The sequence below is a fragment of the Flavobacterium sp. genome (assembly GCF_046293665.1).
In the GTDB taxonomy this organism is placed as follows: Bacteria; Bacteroidota; Bacteroidia; order Flavobacteriales; family Flavobacteriaceae; genus Flavobacterium.
In genome coordinates this window covers 1-20,817 of sequence record NZ_JBKBOL010000010.1, presented here as the reverse complement: position 1 = coordinate 20,817, position 20,817 = coordinate 1, and the positions used below count along the sequence as shown (strand labels likewise).

Sequence of the window (20,817 nt, the reverse complement as noted above, 5' to 3'; positions counted from 1 at the left end):
TTCTATATTCTATACTCTATTTTCTCTCCGGAATACTCGCCAAAATCTCCACAAAAAACTTCCAAAATTTCTGCGAAGACTTAATCGAAGCTCTTTCGTCCGGACTATGTGCCCCGTGAATCGTTGGTCCAAAAGAAATCATATCCATTCCCGGATAATTGGTGCCTAAAATACCGCATTCCAATCCGGCATGACAAGCCACAACATTCGGTTTTGAACCGTTTTGTTTTTCGTAAATATGGACCAAAACGTCTAAGATTTCAGAATTCACATTCGGTGTCCAACCCGGATAGCTTCCGCCAAATTCGACTTCGCAACCGAATAATTCATAAGCCGAACGCAATCCATTGGCCAAGTCCATTTTAGAAGTTTCCACCGAAGAACGCGTTAAATTTTGAATCGAAATCTGACCGTCTTTTACGATTACACGAGCGATATTATTAGAGGTTTCCACCAAGTCTTCCATATCGGCTGACATGCGATAAACACCGTTATGCGCGGCATAAATCGAACGCAACAAACCTTCTTGAACGCCTAAATCCATTACTTTCGAAGGCAAATCGCTTTTTACAATTTCGATGGTCAAATTCGGCTCCATCGTTTTGTATTCTGTTTTGATATCGTTGATGATTTCTTGCATATCGAATACAAAAGCTTCGTCATACATTCCGGCCACAATCACTTTAGCTACACTTTCACGCGGAATAGCATTGCGCAAACTTCCACCACTGATTTCGGCGATTTGCAACCCAAAATTCTCAAATCCATCAAATAACAAACGGTTCATGATCTTATTGGCATTCCCCAAACCTTTGTGAATATCCATTCCGGAGTGTCCACCATTCAACCCTTTTACGGTAATGGTGTAACCAACAGAACCTTCAGGAGTTTCTTCTTCATGGTAACTTCTAGTCGCTGTCACATCAATACCACCGGCACAACCGATGTCAATTTCGTCATCTTCTTCGGTATCTAAATTCAATAAAATTTCTCCTTTTAAAATACCACCTTTTAAGTTCAAAGCGCCGGTCATTCCGGTTTCTTCATCAATGGTAAAAAGGGCATCAATCGCAGGATGCGGAATGTCTTTGCTTTCCAATACCGCCATAATAGCGGCAACACCCAAACCGTTATCAGCTCCAAGCGTTGTTCCTTTGGCACGAACCCAGTCACCATCGACATACATATCGATACCTTGCGTCAAAAAGTCAAAATCGGTGTCGTTGTTTTTTTGGTGCACCATATCCAAATGTCCTTGTAAGACAATGGTTTTACGGTTTTCCATTCCCGGAGTGGCAGGCTTGCGAATGATTACGTTTCGAATGTCGTCTTCAAAAGTTTCTAATCCCAAACTGTTTCCGAAGTTTTTCATGAATTCAATCACGCGTTCCTCTTTTTTAGACGGACGAGGCACCGCATTTAAATCGGCAAACTTGTTCCAAAGTGCTTTGGGTTCAAGGTTTCTAATTTCTTGGCTCATTATAGTTGTATTTTTTAAATGTCGAGGTACAAAGTTACAAAGTTTAACTACTTTAGAAATTGAATTGTGATTATATTTACATTTTAAAAATTGACCTTGAAACGCAAATACATACTTCCCTTATTTTTACTAATTCAGATTATCTTTCTGAAAATCCTCGCCTTTTTTCCGGAAACGGTTGAGCGTTTTTACAGCAATGGGTTATACATTTGGATTTCGCATTTCTCCAGAACAGTATTGGGCAAAATTCCTTTTTCGGTAGGCGATATTATCTACGGAATTACTATAATCTATTGCATTCACTGGTTTTTCAAAAATCGAAAATTGAATTGGAAAGACAAAATCTGGGCGACTTTAAGCTTTGTTTCTGTCCTGTATTTTATCTTTCATTTTCTATGGGCATTTAATTACTACCGTGTACCGCTTTTCGAAAAAATGAGCATCAAAAGAGAATACACCGAAAAAGAATTAATAGCCTTCACCGAAAAACTGATTGTCAAAACCAACGAAGTACAATTGGTCATAACCAAAGACAGCACCAAGAAAGTAGTCAATCCTTATTCGCAAGACAGTATTTTTAAACTGACGCAGAATGGTTATGATAATTTGGCCAAACAATATCCAATCTTCAACTACGAAATCCCAAGCAGAAAGAAATCATTAATGAGTTTACCGCTGACTTACATGGGATTTGGTGGTTATTTGAATCCGTTTACCAATGAAGCGCAGGTTAATGATAAATTACCCATGTTTGGTTTCCCCAATGTCGTTTGTCACGAAATGGCACACCAAATAGGCTTTGGCAGCGAAAGCGAATGCAACTTTATCGGATTCATGGCTTGCATTAAAAATGAGGACTTGTATTTTCAATATTCCGCTTTGACAAGTGCTTTGCGCTATTGCATGAAAAACATCGGATTGAAAAACGAAAAAGAATTCGACCGATTAAAAATCAAAATCAACCCGGGAATTCTGGAAAACTTCAAAGAAAGCAAAAGGTTTTGGGAACAATACGATACTATTATTGACAAAGCTTTCCATGCATTTTATGACCAATACTTAAAGTCTAACCAACAAGAAGACGGCATTGATAGTTATAGCAAGTTTGTGGATTTGCTGATTAATTACTATAAAAACAAGGAAATCAAATAAAACATAAAACCGTTTTTAAACAAAAAAACCACTGATTTCTCAGTGGTTTTAGAGTGACCCATTCAGTCCCGATACCTCGGGAGAACCTGAGACCTTCCCGGTTGGAAATCGGGATGCTCTATCCAACTGAACTAATTAATTTTTCAACTCTAATCTTGCTTTTCCATTTCTTTACTTCCAATTCCCTTTTGTAAGCCGACGATTTATCTTTAAACATTTCAGAATAAACAATTTCCCAATCTTTAGCCTTTGCGGTAAATCCTGAATGATTTGATAAATGCTTACGAAGTCTTTCTTCCAAAGATTCAGAAGTATGACCAAAATAATACTTATCTAATGACTTTGAATATAAAATATAGAAGTAAAACATATACTAACAAAAAAAGCCGTTGAGAACAACGACTTTATAATGTGACCCAGTCAGGATTCGAACCTGAGACCTACTGCTTAGAAGGCAGTTGCTCTATCCAGCTGAGCTACTGGGCCATTTCCTTTTTCTAACTGAACCTTAGACCTTCCCGATTAGAAATCGGGATGCTCTATTCAGCTGAGCTATGGAACCATGCTTAAAAAATGTCTTTACAATTGTCGGGGTGGCAGGATTCGAACCTGCGGCCTCCTGCTCCCAAAGCAGGCGCGATAACCGGGCTACGCTACACCCCGAAAAGCGGAGAGACAGGGACTCGAACCCTGGCGACGGTTACCCGTCGACAGATTAGCAATCTGCTCCGTTACCACTCCGGCACCTCTCCTAATTCGTAAATTTGTAAAAGAACATTTTCTTTAAGCGGTTGCAAATGTAATTTATCATTCTATAATTTACAACTATTTCATTTCTTTTTTTAGATTTTAATTTAAATAGCTTCTCTTTCAATCAACTAGGGATTCACATTTTTTCATTTATCCCCAAATCGACATTTATTATGACACAAATTCATTAATTTTCCAAGAAAAGATTAGTTTTGCAATACAAACAACAACAGAATATCATGAGTAAAAAAGTAGTTATCGTATCAGCAGTAAGAACACCTATCGGAAGTTTCATGGGAAGTTTATCTACTGTTACAGCAACACAATTAGGTGCAGTGGCTATCAAAGGCGCTTTAAATAAAATCAATTTAGATCCCAATTTAGTGGACGAAGTTTTAATGGGGAATGTAGTTCAGGCCGGCGTTGGTCAGGCTCCTGCAACTCAAGCGGCTATTTTTGCCGGATTACCTAATACCGTTCCAACCACAACCGTAAATAAAGTATGTGCTTCCGGAATGAAAGCCGTAATGCAAGGTGCACAAGCCATCATGAGTGGTGATGCTGAAATCGTGGTTGCCGGTGGTATGGAAAACATGAGTTTGATTCCACATTATGTTCACATGAGAAACGGAGTGAAATTTGGCCCAACAACCATGGTTGACGGCATGCAAAAAGACGGTTTAACTGATGCTTACGACGGAAACGCGATGGGTGTTTGTGCCGATTTGTGTGCGTCAGAATATAAAATCACCAGAGAAGAACAAGATGCCTTCGCGATTCAGTCTTACGAGCGTTCAGCTAAAGCTTGGTCTGAAGGCAAATTTGACAACGAAGTAATTCCGGTTGAAATTCCACAACGTCGTGGCGAACCGGTTATCTTTTCTAAAGATGAAGAATTCACTAACGTGAAGTTGGATAAAATTCCGGCTTTAAATGCAGTATTCACCAAAGACGGAACCGTAACCGCAGCCAATGCTTCTACGATCAATGATGGTGCAGCCGCTTTGGTTTTAATGAGTGAAGAAAAAGCACAAGCTCTAGGCTTAAAACCTTTGGCTTATATCAAATCCTACGCTGATGCTGCACAAGAGCCAAAATGGTTCACCACTACTCCGGCGAAAGCCTTACCAATAGCTTTAGACAAAGCTGGCTTATCAGTTGCTGATGTAGATTATTTCGAATTCAACGAAGCGTTTGCCGTAGTTGGTTTGGCGAATGCCAAAATCTTAGGATTAGATAATGACAAAGTAAACGTTAATGGTGGTGCGGTTTCTTTAGGTCATCCTCTGGGATGTTCCGGAGCGAGAATCATCGTGACTTTAATTAATGTTTTAGAACAAAATAATGCTAAAATTGGCGCAGCAGCTATCTGTAACGGTGGCGGTGGTGCATCAGCCATAGTAATAGAAAGAATTTAAAACAATTACGAATTACGAATTATGAATTACGGTTTAATCAATTCATAATTCGTAATTTATAATTCATAATTGACTTAGATGTTTGCCATTTGTAACCTTGCCATAATTCCTTTACGAGCTGAACCAAGTGATCGAAGCGAAATCGTTTCGCAAGTCTTGTTTGGTGAGCATTTTGAAGTTCTGGAAAATCAAAAACAATGGGCAAAAATCAAATTGCAATACGACGATTATGAAGGTTGGGTTGATTCAAAACAGTATCAGCTTATCACAGAAAAGAATTTCAAAGATTTATCCAAAGATGCTATCATCCTTAATGCTGATTTGGTGGAATATGTAACCAATGCCAAAAATATGCTCTTGCCTATTCCGCTTGGTGCTTCGCTATCGTTTTTGAATCACAGCGAAATCAATATCGAAGGATTTGAATTTGAAGGTTTAAGGACTAGCGGTGTAAAGCCAAAGTCCGATTTAATTACGACTGCTTATATGTATTTGAACGCACCTTATCTTTGGGGTGGCAAAACACCTTTTGGAATTGATTGTTCCGGTTTTACCCAAATGGTTTATAAGTTGAACGGTTATCATTTGCTGCGCGATGCTTCCCAACAATCCGGTCAAGGCGATGCGTTGAGTTTTATTGAGGAAAGTGAACCCGGAGATTTGGCTTTCTTTGACAACGAAGAAGGTAATATCATCCATGTTGGCATTATCATGGAAAATAACTACATCATCCATGCGAGCGGTAAAGTCAGAATCGATAGACTCGACCATTTAGGAATTTACAACGCCGAACAAAACCGACATACACATCGATTAAGAGTCATTAAGAAAATTATATAAAAAAAGCCCCTTAATTTAGGGGCTCTTTTTTATGCTTTTAATTTTACTTCAATAAAAAGTTCAAACCAACATTGATGCTCGAACGGCTGTTAGTTACTGCAGAATAATCATTTTCTTTAAAAATATCAACCAATCCACCTTGTCCTTCGTATTCAAAAAATAATTTTAATTTATTATTCAACGGTATTTTAACGCCAATTCCAAGTGCCAAACCAAAATCAGTTGCATTAAAACTGTCAGTGACATCTGTTCCAAATCTGGTTTCTTCAGCATTAAGCAAAAATCCTATGTAAGGGCCAAATTCCAAATACCAATTTCTTGTGTTCCCAAAATGCCAACTGGCCATAACCGGTACGGTCAAATAATCTAAATTAAAATCGGTTATAGAAGAGCCAAAATCATCTTCAATAAAACCATTATCCCAACCTTTTCGATCATAGATTAATTTAGTTTTAATACTCCAAGCATTTGAAAAATAATAATCCATTGATCCTCCAATATTGAATCCGCTACCGGAATCAGACGATTCATAAGAATTCGAAACTGATGAACTATTATAACCAATGTTCACTCCAAACTCAACATCGCCCTTTTTCTGAGCAGATACAAGCGATGATAACCCTAATGCCATGATGGCTGTTAATACAATTTTTTTCATGTTTTTTGTTTTTGATGAATCAAAAATAATCTTTTCAAAGGAAAACATATTGTAATTTATATTTCTTTTAAAACTTTAACTAAATAATCAATTTCTGATTTTGTGTTGTAATGACTAAACGAAATGCGTAGACTTGGTTTTATCAAATCTTCGTCTGAAAGCATCTCGGCCAACACATGTGAAGGCTTAATACTACCACTTTGACAAGCACTACCTCTTGACACCGCTATGCCTTTCATATCAAGATTAAATAAAATCATCACTGTTTTCTCGGATGAAAAAGGCAATAAAACATTTAATATATTATAAAAAGTATTGGTTCCATTTTGTTTCGTCGAGGGAAAAGCATCTGATATTTGCTCAAAACAATAGTTTTTCAAATTGGCTATGTACTCTCTTTCAGCATTCAAGTTATCGTAAGACAATTGTAGTGCTTTGGCCATTCCGGCGATTTGATGGACAGATTCTGTTCCGGCTCGCCATCCCTTTTCTTGTTCACCACCAAAAAACATCGGCTGTAAAACCAAATTTTTTCGAACAAAAGCAAATCCAATTCCTTTCGGACCATGAAATTTGTGCGCACTAGCCACCAAAAAATCAATTGGCAATTGTTGTAAATCCAATTCGGTTTTACCAATAGATTGCACTGTATCACAATGAAACAAGGCTTTATTTTGGTGACACATCACTCCTATTCTTTCAATATCGTGAACAACACCGGTTTCGTTGTTAACATGCAGTAAAGAAACAATAGTCTTGCTTTCTGACGATAGCAAATCACCCAGTTCATTGTAATTCAAATTGCCATCAGAAAGTGTCTTTATAAAAGCTACTTCTATTCCGAATTCTTCTTGTAAAGCTTGAATCGTGTACAAAGTAGCATGATGCTCAACTTTTGAAGTGACAATTCTTTTAATGCCAAAATCTTTTAAAGCACTTCGTAAAATCCAATTGGTGGCCTCCGTAGCACTCGATGTAAAAATGATTTCCTGGGCGTTACAGTGTAAATATTTAGCAATGGTTTTTCGGGATGTTTCTATAACAGCTTTAGCACTTCTACCAACACTGTGAGTAGATGACGGATTACCGAAATCAGATTGCATTACGTTAACCATTTCATCAATAACTTCTTGACGAATAGGAGTTGTAGCGGCATTATCGAGATATACTTTTTGCATGGTGCAAATATAAAAAAGTACTATCCTAATTAAATGATAAAAGATAAATTTAATAGTATAAAAAACTTATTTTTGCTAAAAATTTCTTGTCCAATGAAACGAATTTTAGGGTTATTAGCCATAGTTTTATTTATGAATGCCTGTGACGATGGAGAATTGACCGTTGACACTATTAATTTCGATGATGTACAGGTCCAAAAATGCAGTCAAAAAGAGATCCTTTATAAAATAAGTGATTCAAAAATGTTGATTTTGGCTATTCCATTTGACAATTTTGAAAATGATGAAACTCCGGAAAACAATCCTACCGAAGTCAATATCACCGGTAACATTCAAGTGATTTACAGACAATACAGTGCAGCGCCAACTTCGGCAAACATTTGTGATCTTGTAACAGCAGCTACTCCCAATGTAATTGAAGAATGGAATGCCACTTCGGGTACAATTCAAATTACTTCGACGGCTATAAAATCAGTAAATTCAACTACGGGTATTACTCAAATTACCGGTTACAGACATTATATTGTTTTCAAAAACATCACTTTTTTAAAACCTGACGGATCAACGCAAGCTTATTTAGGAGAGGATACTTTTGTTTTTGGTAATTATAATGCTACGGTAAGCCCGCTTGCTTTTGGATTTGATGAGGAAGCCAACAAAAGCACTTGTAACAATGACAACCGTATTTTTAATTTCAACAGTAGCGAAGCTTTTATTTTGGATTTAGCAGATTTTGCTACTTTATTTGCTGACGAAGTGACTACTACGCCAAGAACAGCATTAATTAGTGCTACTAATAAAGTAAATTACCGATTGTACTCGGGCACAATTAACAACGCTTATTTTTGCACAACACCAGTTCCTGCAACGCCAATATTGACGCAAAACTGGATTGCTAATAACGGTGTAGCAGCCGAGGGAAGCGGAATTATTGAAGTCACTACGACAAGCTCTTCGCCCGGATTTTTTCAACACACCATCCGTTTGAAAAAAGTAACAATGACCAAAGGAAACAGCGATTTTTATTTGGGTGACGATTATTTATATGGAACAATAATCACTCCTTAATTGAAAGTTAAAACCACTTTCATTGCTTTATATTTTCTTATTTTTATAAAAAAATAATATGCCAAACGACTGTATCAGCTATCACAAATCGGGTTATTTCACTAAATTAATGATTGATTATTTAGCCGAAAAGCCAGAATTGAGAACTTTGTACAATCGGTTTCCGAAGTTGGAGAACTTCAAACAGCAAATTGAAGAAAAGGCAAAAAACTTCAATGGCAATGACAATTTCAATAGACAAACATTAGTTGCTGCTTTAGAAAATCAGTATCGTGGATTTGAAATTTCTGAAATCACTAAGGCTAACATTGCACTGCTTTCCGACTCAAAAACATTTACAATCACAACAGGTCATCAGCTGAATTTATTCACCGGTCCGTTGTATTTTTTGTATAAAATTGTTTCCATAATTAACCTTTGTAAGGAGCTAAAACAAGCCTATCCTGAACATCATTTCGTGCCAATTTATTGGATGGCGACTGAAGACCACGATTTTGACGAAATTAATTATTTTCATTTTAAAAACGTAAAAATCAAATGGGACAGAGAAAGTTTTGGCCCGGTTGGCCGATTGTCAACAGCAGGTTTAGAAGAAGTTTATGAAGTTTTTGCTAAAGATTTAGGGCTAGGTGAAAATGCCGCTTATCTAAAGTCTTTATTTGACAATAGTTATTTAAAACATTCCAATTTGGCTGATGCCACAAGGTATTTGGCGAACGAATTGTTTGGCAATAAAGGATTAGTAATTCTTGATGGCGATGATATTTCGTTGAAGCAATTATTCATACCTTTTGTTAAACAAGAACTGGTAAACCAAACTTCTTTCAGCAATGTAACCGAAACGAATATAGTACTTAAAGAGTATACCATTCAAGTCAACCCAAGAGAAATTAATCTTTTTTACATAGAAGATAACATTCGCGAACGCATTGTTTTTGAAGGCAACCAATACAAAGTTAACAATAGCAATCTCGTTTTCTCTGAAGAACAAATTCTAGCACTTTTAGAAACCAATCCCGAACAATTTAGTCCGAATGTGATTCTCCGTCCGCTTTACCAAGAGGTAATTTTACCCAATCTCAGTTACATTGGCGGAGGCGGCGAAATTGCTTATTGGTTACAATTAAAATCGAATTTTGAAGCGAATAACATTACTTTTCCAATGCTTTTAGTGCGCAATTCCGTTTTATTGGCGACTGAAAAACAAGTGCAAAAAGCGGATAAACTCAACCTTACTTGGGCAGATTTATTTTCAAACCAACAAGATCTATTCAATAAAAAAACACAGGAACTTTCCCAGTTTAATCTTGATTTTACAGAACAAAAAGAGCATTTGAAAAAGCAATTTGAAGCTTTAAATCAAATAGCCTCTCAAACGCACAAATCATTCAAAGGCGCGGTTAAAGCACAAGAAATAAAACAAATAAAAGGCTTAGAAAATTTAGAAAAACGATTGCTAAAAGCAGAGAAAAAAATTCATTCAGAAAAATTAGAACGCATTATTCAATTGCAAAACGAATTATTCCCTAACCAATCGCTTCAGGAAAGAAGAAACAACTTTAGTGAATTCTATCTGGAAACCGGAGAAGAATTACTTCAAAAGATATTGGATGAACTTCATCCATTGGAACAAAATTTCTCTGTAATAACTTTATAAATTGACTTGGAAATCCTTAAAAAAGGACTACTTTTGCACCCAAATTAAAAAAACAAACAAATGGCAACGAATAGAACATTTACTATGATTAAGCCTGATGCTGTTGAAAACGGACACATCGGTGGAATATTAAATATGATTACTGAAGGTGGTTTCAGAATTGTAGCTTTAAAATTAACACAATTAACAGTAGCTGATGCTCAAAAATTCTACGCTGTTCACTCGGCTAGACCTTTCTTCGGAGAATTGGTTGAATTCATGACACGCGGACCAATTGTAGCAGCAATTTTAGAGAAAGACAATGCTGTTGAAGATTTCAGAACCTTAATTGGGGCTACTAATCCTGCTGAAGCTGCGGAAGGAACTATCCGTAAAAAATATGCAACTTCTATCGGAGAAAACGCCGTTCACGGTTCAGATTCTGATGAGAATGCCGCTATTGAAGGTGCTTTCCACTTTTCAGGAAGAGAGCAATTTTAGTAATGAGTTAGGCCTTTTCTGTTGGGCATAATCAACTGTATAAAATATAAAATCCCGTTTCTTTTTGATACGGGATTTTTTTTGGTTAACATTTTAATTTAAAAGATTTTATATATATTTACCATCCCTAAATTTCTTGATGTGGATAGCCAAGATTGCCTGAACATAGACTACAAAACAGAACTTTTTTTTGAAATTTCTGCCGATTTATTTTTTATCGCCGGCTATGACGGTTACTTTAGAAAAGTAAATCCGGCTGTTCTTAACCTGCTTGGCTATAGTGAGGAGGAAATGTTATCAAAACCCATTAATGATTTTGTTTACCCTGAAGATCTGGAGAAAACCATTTTGAGTCGGGAAAAAGTCACAAGTGGCAATCCGTTACTTAATTTCGAAAACCGATATATTACCAAAAACGGTGAGATAGTTTGGTTGTCATGGACATCAATGCCGCATATTGATAATGAATTGGTTTATGCTATCGCCAAAAACGTAACCGAAAGAAAAAAATCGGAAGAAGAACGCAATACTTTGCTCACCAACCTTAAGAAAATCAATAAGGATTTAAAAAAGCTAACTTATACGGCTTCTCACGATTTGCGTTCACCGGTTAACAATTTGCTGTCGGTATTTGAGTTATTGGATATTTCTAAAATTGAAGATGATGAAACCAAAGAATTTATCGAAATGCTCAAAATAACTTCGGTAGGACTGCAAAAAACGCTTAACGATTATGTAGACAACATTAGTCATCATGACCAAGTAAACATCAGGGTTGAATTATTATCACTAGAATTGGTTTTCAATACGGTGGTGAAATCAATTCAATCTGAGATTAAAAATTCTAAAGTAAAATTTATCACCGATTTTTCTGCCTTTGACACTATTAGTTTTAACAAAGTTTATTTGGAAAGTATTTTTATCAATTTGATAACGAATGCCATTAAATATGCTCAAGTCAATTTATCGCCGATAATTACGGTAAAAACCCAAAAAACAAATGGCATTTCACAATTGATTTTTGCTGACAATGGTCGTGGTTTTGACATTGACAAAGTAAAAGACAAGATTTTCGGACTTAACCAAAAGTTCCACAACAATATTGACAGTCATGGTATCGGACTCTATTTGGTTTACAATCATGTGGTAGATATGGGCGGTCAAATTGAAGTGACCAGTGAAATTAATAAAGGCACAACTTTTACCATTAGTTTCAGGAAATAACATTTTAGCGGTAAATTTCAGTTCTATTCTAATGGGATTTTTAAAAAATCTATTAACTTCGAGTTTGTATTTTAAACAATATGAAATCAACAGAAATTATTGCCAACAGATTCAGAGAAGTCATCTTAAACGGAACTTGGATTGCCAACACCAATTTCAAGCATCAATTATCCGATACTAATTGGGAATTAGCAACCACAAAAGTCCATGATTTAAATACCATTGCTGTTTTAGCACAGCATATTTATTACTACATTAATGGTATCAATAACGTTTTTAAAGGCGGAACACTTGACATAAAAGATCAGTATAGTTTTGACTTTCCTCCTATCGATTCTCAAAAAAAATGGGAAGACTTCTTAATCCGTTTTTGGAACGATGCAAAAGAATTCGCCACTTTGGTGGAGCAAATGCCCGAAGAAAAACTATTGGAAGGATTTGTAGATGAAAAATATGGCACTTACCAAAGAAACATTGACGCCATGATTGAACATGCTTATTATCATTTGGGCCAAATTGTATTAATTAAAAAAATGATTTTAAGGATAGAAACATAACCGAAATTTTATCAAATAACGTTCTTTTTGATTGTAACAATTTTATTTTATACTACTAAACATCATATCAATCAATAAATCTATTAAACATGAAAAAACAAGTATTTGCCGCATTAGCCCTTTTATTCCTTTCGGGAACAGCCATGGCTCAAGAAACCACAGAAAAGAAAGACAGTAAATTTGAATTTGCTGTCAATGGTAAATTGGGTTTTGCCCAACTTAAACAATCGGGTATTCCTGCTTTGAATGGTAATTTAACCGGAAGCGATATCTTATTGGGGTATAAAATCAGTTCTAAATGGAATTTGGCTACCGGAATTGGATTTTATGAATTCAACGCCAATACCATTGTAGCCGGTAATTCTGCCAGTTTAAAAAATTCTTATTTGCGTATTCCTTTGCAATTTAACGGCGATTATAGCATTGTGAAAAGTGAAAAGACCAACAGTGATAAAATGTTTTTCACCATTGGGCTAGGGTTGTACGCCAATACGCTGTTAAAACAAGAATTGGAAGCCGTTACCGGAAATGCGGAAGCCAAAAACTTAGGATGGAATTTTGGTTTAAGTACTCAAGTGGGTGCAAAATTTATCGTGAATGAGGACATCAATATTGCAATCGGTTTAGAAAGTCAAAGCGATTTAACAAAAATGAAAAAGGACGGCGCCGAACAAAAACTGGAGCAATTTAACGGTATGTATTTTAGAATTGGATTTAAGTTTTAATCACAAAGTAGCTTATAAAATTCAAATCCCGTCTTGACCTTTCAAGGCGGGATTTTTGCTTATATAACGTTTTACTTCTTTCCTCTACTTTATTGATTCTTTCCGCTACCTTATTATGTTTTCCTCAGCCTTCTTACTTCTTTCCGTCACTTTATTATGTCTTTCCGTTGCCTTGTTACTCCTTTCCGTCGACGGAAAGCCTCATTAATACAACAGAAGACTATAGAACACATGAAAGTTGATAATCATTATTTAAAAAAGACTGTAAACGAATTGAAAAGGATTATATATATTTGGTAAAGGTTGTTGGGCTTAGTACTTACCTTGTTTTTAGTCCTCAGTTTTAAGACACAACTTTAAATGCAATCAAAGAAGATATTTTGGAAAAAGAAGAGTTAGATAAATTTATAGCAAAAATGGAAAGCGAAGTTCCAAAAGAAAAAGCTTTTTTTGGAGTAAACATGATAGACCATGAAGAAAACGCCTATATAAGTGCCAACAAATATGGATTAGAATTATTCGCAATTGAACTTTTAAAAGCAGCAAAAAAAGCTACTGAGATTAAAGAAGATTCAGAAAAGAATATCATAATATTTGACCCAAAAGAAAAATGGATTACTGGAAATATTCGGATTGGTTATATTGAACCAAAATTAAATGATAGAATTGATCTTAAAATAGAAACATATAAAGAAACTTGGAAAGATAGTGTTGCAAAATACGGTTGCTTTACTATAATTGCAATTTTAATAATAATTTTTATTGCAGGAATATTTAAAGTTATAAGTTGGTTTTAATTATAAATGTCACAAAACCGAACGGCTAACGGCTGTTTATTCATACTAAAAAAGCCAATAGAAACAAAAAATCCCGATAACCCGGGATTTTTTTATTATTTCAAACTCGCTAAACTCTGCTCTATCGTAGCAATCTTTGCCAAAGCATCGGCTTCTTTTTTGCGTTCATTGTCTATAACTTGAGCCGGTGCGCCGGAAACGAATTTCTCGTTCGCCAACTTGCTTTGTACGCTGCGCAAGAAACCTTGGGTGTACTTCAACTCTTCGGTTAATTTGGCAATCTCAGCAGCAATATCAATGTTCCCCGAAACCGGAATAAAATATTCGTTTGATTTTATGCGATAAGTCAACGCACCATCAATTTTATCGGTGATGTACTCTAAGGAAGTGATGTTTCCTAATTTAGTAATTACAGCATCAAAATAAGTAGATGCTTTTTCGTTGTTTACCACTTTCAAATCAACTGCGTCTTTCATCGCAATGTTTTTTTCTTTACGGATAGTTCTAACTCCTGCAATTACTTCGGCAGCAAAATCAAAATCAGCAATTAACTTTTCATTAAACGAAGTTACTTTCGGATATTCCGCAATGATTAACGCTTGTTCAGGCGTTCTTTCAGCGATGTATTGCCAAATTTCTTCGGTTAAGAAAGGCATAAACGGATGCAATAACTTTAAATTCGCTTCCAACATTTCAATGGCTTTATCAAAAGTCGCACGGTCAATTGGTTGTTGGTAAGCTGGTTTTATCATTTCTAAGAACCACGAACAGAAATCGTCCCAAACCAATTTGTAAATACTCATCAAAGCATCAGACAAACGGTATTTCTCAAAATGGTCTTCAATTTCTACTAAGGTTTGTTGCAACTTGGCTTCATACCATTCGATAGCCACTTTAGAGCTTTCCGGTTGCGCAATATCCGCAACTTCCCAACCTTTGATTAGACGAAAGGCATTCCAAATTTTGTTACCAAAAGCTTTACCGTTGTTGCACAATTCTTCGTCGAACATAATGTCATTTCCGGCAGAAGCGCTTAATAATAACCCAACTCTAACGCCATCGGCACCAAATTTTTCAATCAGTTCCAAAGGTTCAGGCGAATTTCCTAACGACTTCGACATTTTACGACGTTGTTTATCGCGAACTAATCCCGTCAGATAAACATTGGTAAATGGTTTTTTTCCGGTATATTCATAACCCGCAATAATCATACGCGCTACCCAAAAGAACAAAATATCCGGTCCGGTAACTAAATCGTTGGTAGGATAATAGTATTTAAAATCTTCATTTTCCGGATTCATAATACCCCCGAAAACAGCCATAGGCCATAACCATGAGGAGAACCAAGTGTCCAAGGCATCGGCATCTTGTGTTAAATCAGCTGCTGATAAATTGGAATTATTCGTTCTGGCTTTTGCCAATTCAACTGCGTCATTGATATTTTCAGCCACTACGAAATCTTCTTTCCCATCACCGTAATAATAGGCCGGAATTTGTTGTCCCCACCAAAGTTGGCGAGAAATATTCCAATCGCGGATGTTTTCTAACCAATGACGGTAAGTATTATTAAAACGTGCCGGATAAAGCTTTACTTCTTCCGTTTCTAAAACCGCTTTGATAGCCGGTTTTACCAAATCTTCCATGCGCAGGAACCATTGGTCAGACAAACGCGGCTCAATTACAGCTTTAGTTCTTTCAGAAGTTCCTACTTTATTAATATGGCTTTCAGTTTTGGCTAACGAGCCTATTTTTTCCAATTCAACGGCAATTTCTTCACGAACTACAAAACGATCTTTACCTTGATAATGCAAACCATAAGAATTCAAAGTCGCATCTTCATTAAAGATATCGATGATTTCTAGGTTGTGTTTTTCCCCTAAAGCTTTATCGTTGATATCATGCGCAGGCGTTACTTTTAAACAACCGGTACCAAATTCCATATCCACATACTCATCAAAAATAATTGGAATTACTCGGTTACAGATTGGAACAATGGCATGCTGTCCTTTCAAATGCACATAACGTTCATCATCAGGGTGAATACAAATAGCAGTATCACCTAAAATAGTCTCAGGACGAGTAGTCGCAATAGTTACAAACTCATTCGACCCTTCGATAGCGTATCTTAAATGGTATAATTTACCTTGTCTTTCTTCGTAGATTACTTCTTCGTCTGACAATGTAGTCTTGGCTTCAGGATCCCAGTTTACCATGCGGTAACCGCGATAGATTTGGCCTTTGTTGTATAAATCTACAAACGAACGAATTACGGATGCCGACATGTCAGGATCCATAGTGAATTTGGTTCTGTCCCAATCACAAGAACAACCTAATTGTTTTAATTGCTCTAGAATGGTTCCTCCGTATTTATCAGTCCAATCCCAAGCGTGTTTAAGAAATTCTTCTCGGGTTAAATCGTTTTTGTTGATGCCTTCGCTTTTTAACTTAGCCACAACTTTAGCCTCAGTCGCAATCGATGCATGGTCAGTTCCCGGAACCCAACAAGCATTGAAACCTTTTAATCGCGCACGACGAATTAACACATCTTGAATCGTGTTGTTCAACATATGACCCATGTGCAACACTCCGGTCACGTTTGGTGGCGGAATGGTTATGGTGTAAGGTGTTCTATGGTCGGGTTTTGAATGAAAATAATTGTTTTTCATCCAGTAGTCATACCATTTTTTTTCTACTGCGGTGGCGTTAAATTGAGCTGGAATCATATTTAGATTGTTAGACTGCTTAGATTATTAGATTTTAAGATTACAAAATTGCTATGCGATTACTCTTTTAGCCCTGATGGTCGTGAAAATCCTTTTTGATTTACCGAGGGTTTTAACCCTTGGTAATTTAAAAAGATTGTAACAGACAGCAGGAATATGGATGGCTGGTAATCACTGACCACTCGCTCCTAAACTAAATGGCATGCCTTTTGTAAACTGAATTGCAAAAGTAATTAATAAAGACTTTAGAAAAAATTAAGAATTAAATTTTTGTCTATTAATTTAAACAGAGTATTTTTACTAACCAAATAATAAATTTTGACCTATGAAGAAAATAATACTTATCGTGGCGATTCTTATAAACACTGTAGTTTTTGCCCAAAATGGTCCAAAAATTGAGTTTAAGGATAAAGACAATACTATAGATTACGGAAGAGTAACCAAAGAAGAAGATAGCGGTTTGAGGGTTTTTGAATTCACCAACACCGGGAATGCCCCGCTTATTATCAATAATGTTCAATCGAGTTGCGGTTGTACGGTTCCATCAAAACCAACCGAACCGATTGCACCGGGAAAAACCGGAAAGATTGAGGTAAAATACAATATGAATCCGGGACCAATCAGAAAAACCATCACCGTTGAAACCAATGCTGTTAATGCCGAAGAAGGTCGAGTGGTACTGAAAATCAAGGGAGAAGTAATTGTAAAACCCGTTGAAAATTTGTTAGAGAAAAAGACTAAAAGTCCGATGATGCAATAAAGAAAATCCTCTCATTCGAAAAAATGAGAGGATTTTTTTATTATATAATACTTTTGAGTTGGAACTTGAACTTGAATTGTTTGCCATTTCTTTCTATCACTAATTCGATGGTTCTACCCTCTTCAGATTTGAGCAATTCGTTGATTTTTTCAATGGTCAAATCGTGAGCACTTTTCCCTTCAATTTTTATTAGCCTATCATCTTTTCTAAGTCCGGCCAATTCAGCAGGAGAGTCTTTTCGAACACTGTTAATGGTAAAAACCGGTTTTAGAGCAAACTTAATTCTGAGATTGTCCTGAACACGTGATTCATTTATCCTAACGGCATAACTACTAGAACTTTTACTGTTTTCAGCTGTAGTTTCTTTGACCCATTCTAAACCGTCGTGTTGCACCTCTATGCCACTCATGTTAAAATTAAAGGGAAGATTGACATTAGCATTGGGTTTGGTGTATAGTATTTGTTTTGGATAATCAAAAAAGATGGAGAATCTGGAAAATACTTCGCCACCAAGTGAACCTAATCTATTTGAAACAAAATTTACACTTTTAATGGAAGTCGAATCTGGAAAAGTCGTGATTGGATTTTTAAAAATCGTACTACCAAAGTTGAAGTTTTCGATTCGTCCTCTTAAACCATAAACATTGCCACTAAATCCTCTGCCAAGGTAATCTGAAATATGTTTTTGAGGCAATTTAATTTCTTTAGACTTATTTAAAAACAACCAAATGGCATCACTGTTTCCCGTGTCAACAAGCAATTTTGAAGGATGTGTATTACCTTCTGTAGTGACATTAGAGACATAATAAGGTTTGTTTTCTTCTATAGAAATTGCTTCTTTCTTGTACCCTTTTTCAAGCTTTTTAAATACTTTTTTATTGGTTTCATTGTAAACAACAACCTTTCGCCTTTGGTAATCAATTTCGATTAAATGATTTTTAAAAAAATGATATCCAATAATACCATTAACAGGTATGCCTACCTGAGAGGAAAAATTAAATTCCTGATCTAAAACCAAATAAATTTCGTGATCATAATCTACAAAATCTTTTGCTTCTAATTTGTTTTTTGTAGACATATAAGCATCAATAGCTTCATTGCTTCCCAGCCCTTTGAGCTTGATGCTTTCTAAATTAAAAAACTGTACTTGTTCTTTATCGTCTAAACTGAAAAGTATGGTTTTTTCAACACCAGTGTCTAAAAGAAAGGTAAGCTTTTCACCATTAACATCAATCGGAATAAAAATCAAATTATTGATTAATTTAAAAGGAATTGAAATACAGCTTTTATTTTTTTTAAATTGAAAATTAGACTGGCTGAAAGAAGAAAAAAAAGTAAAAAGAAATACACAAAACGTAAAAACGAATCTCATTGGCGGCAATTTTTGTTAAATTTAATAAAAAAGAAGCGGCAAAAAATAATTTTTAACAATTTTTAAACCCAAAAAGGAATTGTTTTCAAGCTAAAAAAATCGCAAATTTGCACCACTAAATCAAACAACATGCCGAAGATATCATTAAAAGGCCAGCAAATGCCTGAATCGCCAATCAGAAAATTGGTTCCGTATTCCGAAATTGCTAAAAAGAAAGGTCATAAAGTATACCATTTAAACATTGGTCAACCCGACATTAAAACACCGGATGTAGCTTTAAATGCCGTTAAAAATGCCGATATCAAAGTGTTGGAATACAGTCACTCTGCCGGATTTGAAAGTTACAGAACCAAATTGTCTGCTTACTACAAATCACATGGTTTACCGATCGATGTAGCTGATATTATTATCACTACCGGTGGTTCTGAAGCGTTACTATTTGCCATGGGAAGCACGATGGATTCGGGTGATGAAATCATTATCCCTGAACCATTTTACGCCAACTATAACGGATTTTCAACTGCTTCCGGAGTAACAGTTGTTCCGGTAATTTCAACTTTAGAAGAAGGATTTGCTTTACCACCAATTACTGCTTTCGAAAAATTAATTACCCCAAAAACCAAAGCCATTCTAATTTGTAACCCCGGAAATCCAACCGGTTATTTATATTCCAAAGAAGAAATTATGCAATTGGCCGAAATCGTAAAAAAACACGATTTGTTCTTAATTGCCGACGAAGTATACCGCGAATTCATTTATGATGAAAACGACCAACACTTCTCGGTAATGACCGTTCCGGGATTGGAAGAACACGCTATTATGATTGATTCGGTTTCTAAAAGATACAGCATGTGTGGCGCCAGAATTGGTTGTATTGTTTCCAAAAACAAAGAAGTAATGGCCACCGCCATGAAATTTGCTCAAGCCCGATTGAGTCCGCCAACTTATGCCCAAATTGCCAGCGAAGCCGCTCTAGAAACCCCGCAAAGTTATTTTGACGACGTAATTTCGGAATACAAGGACAGAAGAGATACGCTAATCACAGAACTCCAAAAAATTGAAGGTGTAAAAGTAGCCACCCCAAAAGGTGCCTTTTATTGTATTGCCAAATTGCCGGTAAAAAACGCTGATGATTTCGCTCAATGGCTTTTAGAATCCTATGACAACAACGGAGAAACCGTGATGGTCGCTCCAGCAGCCGGATTTTACTCATCACCAAATGTTGGTTTAGACGAAGTTCGAATTGCTTACGTACTTAAAAAAGATGATTTGATTCGCTCGGTAGCTATTCTAAAAGATGCCTTGAAAGTCTACAATCAAAACTAAGATTTTTTAATAATAGCAAAAACTCCGCTAGTGATAGTGGAGTTTTTTTATTTTTAGGAGCAAACCATCCTGCTTTCTCTCACTACTGCTCCCGCTTTTCGCTACAATCTTTTTATTGCTTTGTCACCCTGAGTGCAGTCGAAGGGCTTTTCTTCAAAGCAATAAAAAGGATTTCCTCTGCAATCGGGGCTAATCATCACATAATTGCTTCTTAGTATTTTTTGTATTTCCCTAAGCTTGTTTAAGAGCGTCACAACAAAAAAGCCACTCAATTGAGTGGCTTTCTTTATTTGTGTAATTCTTTATCGTTTCAACGAGAAGTGTGCTTTAAATTGCTTCATACCGCCTTGCTCCGGATAATCCACCGTAAACCAGTAGTCCGTTGAAGGCAATGGCTGTCCGTTGTAGGTACCATCCCATCCATCGCCTGCCGAACTGATTTGTTTCAACAATTTTCCGTAGCGGTCAAAGATGTAAATCTTAGTCATCCCGGAGAAGCTCTCCAATCCTCTCACATTCCATGTATCATGGATACCATCACCATTCGGAGTAAAGTAATGTGGGTAATCTATTACTTGTACATTATTAATGATAAACTCCTCACAGCTAAAGGCCAATCCGCCCTCAGTATCCCAAACATGAATAACATGAT

General features: G+C 36.1%; 19 protein-coding genes and 3 tRNA genes. 12 read left to right on the top strand and 10 right to left on the bottom strand.

Features of this window, described 5'->3' with window-relative positions:
• Positions 1-16: 16 nt before the first annotated feature.
• Positions 17-1,480 (bottom strand): aminoacyl-histidine dipeptidase, encoded by a 1,464-nt coding sequence (locus ACK4R1_RS12765; protein ID WP_409687671.1) that lies wholly within the window; start codon positions 1,478-1,480, stop codon positions 17-19.
• 96 nt (positions 1,481-1,576) lie between these two features.
• Here ACK4R1_RS12765 and ACK4R1_RS12760 point away from each other — a divergent pair, with 96 nt between their 5' ends.
• Entirely contained in the window at positions 1,577-2,632 is a 1,056-nt protein-coding gene (locus ACK4R1_RS12760; RefSeq protein ID WP_409687668.1) for a DUF3810 domain-containing protein, read from the top strand.
• A gap of 118 nt (positions 2,633-2,750) precedes the next feature.
• Here the strand turns inward: ACK4R1_RS12760 and ACK4R1_RS12755 are convergent, their stop codons facing one another.
• The 4 genes from ACK4R1_RS12755 to ACK4R1_RS12740 form a co-directional block, all read right to left on the bottom strand.
• Entirely contained in the window at positions 2,751-3,002 is a 252-nt protein-coding gene (locus ACK4R1_RS12755) for a GIY-YIG nuclease family protein (protein ID WP_409687665.1), read from the bottom strand.
• 42 nt (positions 3,003-3,044) lie between these two features.
• Positions 3,045-3,118, bottom strand: a tRNA-Arg gene (locus ACK4R1_RS12750).
• Between the two features lie 102 nt (positions 3,119-3,220).
• A tRNA-Pro gene (locus ACK4R1_RS12745) sits at positions 3,221-3,295 on the bottom strand.
• A 5-nt stretch (positions 3,296-3,300) separates the two neighbouring features.
• A tRNA-Ser gene (locus ACK4R1_RS12740) sits at positions 3,301-3,384 on the bottom strand.
• 237 nt (positions 3,385-3,621) lie between these two features.
• Between ACK4R1_RS12740 and ACK4R1_RS12735 the strand changes: the two genes are divergently transcribed.
• The gene (locus tag ACK4R1_RS12735; protein WP_409687662.1) at positions 3,622-4,800 is read left to right on the top strand and encodes an acetyl-CoA C-acyltransferase; all 1,179 of its coding nucleotides are present in this window, start codon (positions 3,622-3,624) and stop codon (positions 4,798-4,800) included.
• Between the two features lie 78 nt (positions 4,801-4,878).
• Entirely contained in the window at positions 4,879-5,640 is a 762-nt protein-coding gene (locus ACK4R1_RS12730; protein ID WP_409687660.1) for an NlpC/P60 family protein, read from the top strand.
• Between the two features lie 43 nt (positions 5,641-5,683).
• Here ACK4R1_RS12730 and ACK4R1_RS12725 read toward each other — a convergent pair whose 3' ends face one another.
• Together ACK4R1_RS12725 and ACK4R1_RS12720 are read right to left on the bottom strand one after the other, a co-directional pair.
• Complete coding sequence (locus ACK4R1_RS12725; RefSeq protein WP_409687657.1) at positions 5,684-6,298, bottom strand: porin family protein; 615 nt, start codon at positions 6,296-6,298, stop codon at positions 5,684-5,686.
• 56 nt (positions 6,299-6,354) lie between these two features.
• Positions 6,355-7,476 carry a cysteine desulfurase family protein gene (locus tag ACK4R1_RS12720; protein WP_409687654.1) on the bottom strand — a complete coding sequence of 374 codons (1,122 nt, stop codon included), beginning with the start codon at positions 7,474-7,476 and terminating at the stop codon, positions 6,355-6,357.
• 93 nt (positions 7,477-7,569) lie between these two features.
• Between ACK4R1_RS12720 and ACK4R1_RS12715 the strand changes: the two genes are divergently transcribed.
• From ACK4R1_RS12715 to ACK4R1_RS12685, 7 genes are all read left to right on the top strand, one after another.
• Positions 7,570-8,544, top strand: a complete 975-nt coding sequence (locus ACK4R1_RS12715; RefSeq protein ID WP_409687651.1) for a hypothetical protein — start codon at positions 7,570-7,572, stop codon at positions 8,542-8,544.
• A gap of 58 nt (positions 8,545-8,602) precedes the next feature.
• Entirely contained in the window at positions 8,603-10,201 is a 1,599-nt protein-coding gene (bshC, locus tag ACK4R1_RS12710; RefSeq protein WP_409687649.1) for a bacillithiol biosynthesis cysteine-adding enzyme BshC, read from the top strand.
• A gap of 60 nt (positions 10,202-10,261) precedes the next feature.
• Positions 10,262-10,681: a nucleoside-diphosphate kinase gene (locus tag ACK4R1_RS12705; RefSeq protein WP_409687646.1), complete on the top strand. Its 420-nt coding sequence runs from the start codon at positions 10,262-10,264 to the stop codon at positions 10,679-10,681.
• Positions 10,682-10,822: 141 nt separating this feature from the next.
• Positions 10,823-11,905, top strand: coding sequence for a PAS domain S-box protein (locus ACK4R1_RS12700; protein ID WP_409687643.1), 1,083 nt, complete (start codon positions 10,823-10,825; stop codon positions 11,903-11,905).
• Between the two features lie 80 nt (positions 11,906-11,985).
• Positions 11,986-12,462, top strand: coding sequence for a DUF1572 domain-containing protein (locus ACK4R1_RS12695; protein WP_409687640.1), 477 nt, complete (start codon positions 11,986-11,988; stop codon positions 12,460-12,462).
• Between the two features lie 89 nt (positions 12,463-12,551).
• Positions 12,552-13,187, top strand: coding sequence for an outer membrane beta-barrel protein (locus ACK4R1_RS12690; RefSeq protein ID WP_409687637.1), 636 nt, complete (start codon positions 12,552-12,554; stop codon positions 13,185-13,187).
• Positions 13,188-13,567: 380 nt separating this feature from the next.
• On the top strand, positions 13,568-13,984 hold the full coding sequence (locus ACK4R1_RS12685) for a hypothetical protein (RefSeq protein WP_409687634.1): 417 nt from the start codon (positions 13,568-13,570) through the stop codon (positions 13,982-13,984).
• A gap of 95 nt (positions 13,985-14,079) precedes the next feature.
• On the opposite strand, the gene ACK4R1_RS12680 is transcribed toward ACK4R1_RS12685, so the two are convergent.
• Entirely contained in the window at positions 14,080-16,707 is a 2,628-nt protein-coding gene (locus ACK4R1_RS12680) for a valine--tRNA ligase (RefSeq protein WP_409687631.1), read from the bottom strand.
• A gap of 325 nt (positions 16,708-17,032) precedes the next feature.
• Between ACK4R1_RS12680 and ACK4R1_RS12675 the strand changes: the two genes are divergently transcribed.
• A complete protein-coding gene (locus tag ACK4R1_RS12675; protein WP_409687628.1) occupies positions 17,033-17,467 on the top strand; it encodes a DUF1573 domain-containing protein in 435 nt (144 codons plus the stop codon).
• Between the two features lie 40 nt (positions 17,468-17,507).
• On the opposite strand, the gene ACK4R1_RS12670 is transcribed toward ACK4R1_RS12675, so the two are convergent.
• On the bottom strand, positions 17,508-18,839 hold the full coding sequence (locus tag ACK4R1_RS12670; protein WP_409687625.1) for a PDZ domain-containing protein: 1,332 nt from the start codon (positions 18,837-18,839) through the stop codon (positions 17,508-17,510).
• A 129-nt stretch (positions 18,840-18,968) separates the two neighbouring features.
• Here ACK4R1_RS12670 and ACK4R1_RS12665 point away from each other — a divergent pair, with 129 nt between their 5' ends.
• The gene (locus tag ACK4R1_RS12665) at positions 18,969-20,165 is read left to right on the top strand and encodes a pyridoxal phosphate-dependent aminotransferase (protein ID WP_409687622.1); all 1,197 of its coding nucleotides are present in this window, start codon (positions 18,969-18,971) and stop codon (positions 20,163-20,165) included.
• 302 nt (positions 20,166-20,467) lie between these two features.
• Here the strand turns inward: ACK4R1_RS12665 and ACK4R1_RS12660 are convergent.
• Positions 20,468-20,817: T9SS type B sorting domain-containing protein (locus tag ACK4R1_RS12660; protein ID WP_409687619.1), on the bottom strand; the 350-nt coding region annotated here is incomplete at its 5' end.

Excerpts from the sequence above, each read along its gene's own strand:
- ACK4R1_RS12705 (WP_409687646.1), top strand. The coding sequence starts at position 10,262 with ATGGCAACGAATAGAACATTTACTATGATTAAGCCTGATGCTGTTGAA.
- ACK4R1_RS12735 (WP_409687662.1), top strand. The coding sequence starts at position 3,622 with ATGAGTAAAAAAGTAGTTATCGTATCAGCAGTAAGAACACCTATCGGA.
- ACK4R1_RS12690 (WP_409687637.1), top strand. The coding sequence starts at position 12,552 with ATGAAAAAACAAGTATTTGCCGCATTAGCCCTTTTATTCCTTTCGGGA.
- ACK4R1_RS12730 (WP_409687660.1), top strand. The coding sequence starts at position 4,879 with ATGTTTGCCATTTGTAACCTTGCCATAATTCCTTTACGAGCTGAACCA.
- ACK4R1_RS12675 (WP_409687628.1), top strand. The coding sequence starts at position 17,033 with ATGAAGAAAATAATACTTATCGTGGCGATTCTTATAAACACTGTAGTT.
- ACK4R1_RS12665 (WP_409687622.1), top strand. The coding sequence starts at position 18,969 with ATGCCGAAGATATCATTAAAAGGCCAGCAAATGCCTGAATCGCCAATC.
- ACK4R1_RS12715 (WP_409687651.1), top strand. The coding sequence starts at position 7,570 with ATGAAACGAATTTTAGGGTTATTAGCCATAGTTTTATTTATGAATGCC.
- ACK4R1_RS12670 (WP_409687625.1), bottom strand. The coding sequence starts at position 18,839 with ATGAGATTCGTTTTTACGTTTTGTGTATTTCTTTTTACTTTTTTTTCT.
- ACK4R1_RS12725 (WP_409687657.1), bottom strand. The coding sequence starts at position 6,298 with ATGAAAAAAATTGTATTAACAGCCATCATGGCATTAGGGTTATCATCG.
- ACK4R1_RS12680 (WP_409687631.1), bottom strand. The coding sequence starts at position 16,707 with ATGATTCCAGCTCAATTTAACGCCACCGCAGTAGAAAAAAAATGGTAT.
- ACK4R1_RS12755 (WP_409687665.1), bottom strand. The coding sequence starts at position 3,002 with ATGTTTTACTTCTATATTTTATATTCAAAGTCATTAGATAAGTATTAT.
- ACK4R1_RS12765 (WP_409687671.1), bottom strand. The coding sequence starts at position 1,480 with ATGAGCCAAGAAATTAGAAACCTTGAACCCAAAGCACTTTGGAACAAG.
- bshC (WP_409687649.1), top strand. The coding sequence starts at position 8,603 with ATGCCAAACGACTGTATCAGCTATCACAAATCGGGTTATTTCACTAAA.
- ACK4R1_RS12695 (WP_409687640.1), top strand. The coding sequence starts at position 11,986 with ATGAAATCAACAGAAATTATTGCCAACAGATTCAGAGAAGTCATCTTA.
- ACK4R1_RS12720 (WP_409687654.1), bottom strand. The coding sequence starts at position 7,476 with ATGCAAAAAGTATATCTCGATAATGCCGCTACAACTCCTATTCGTCAA.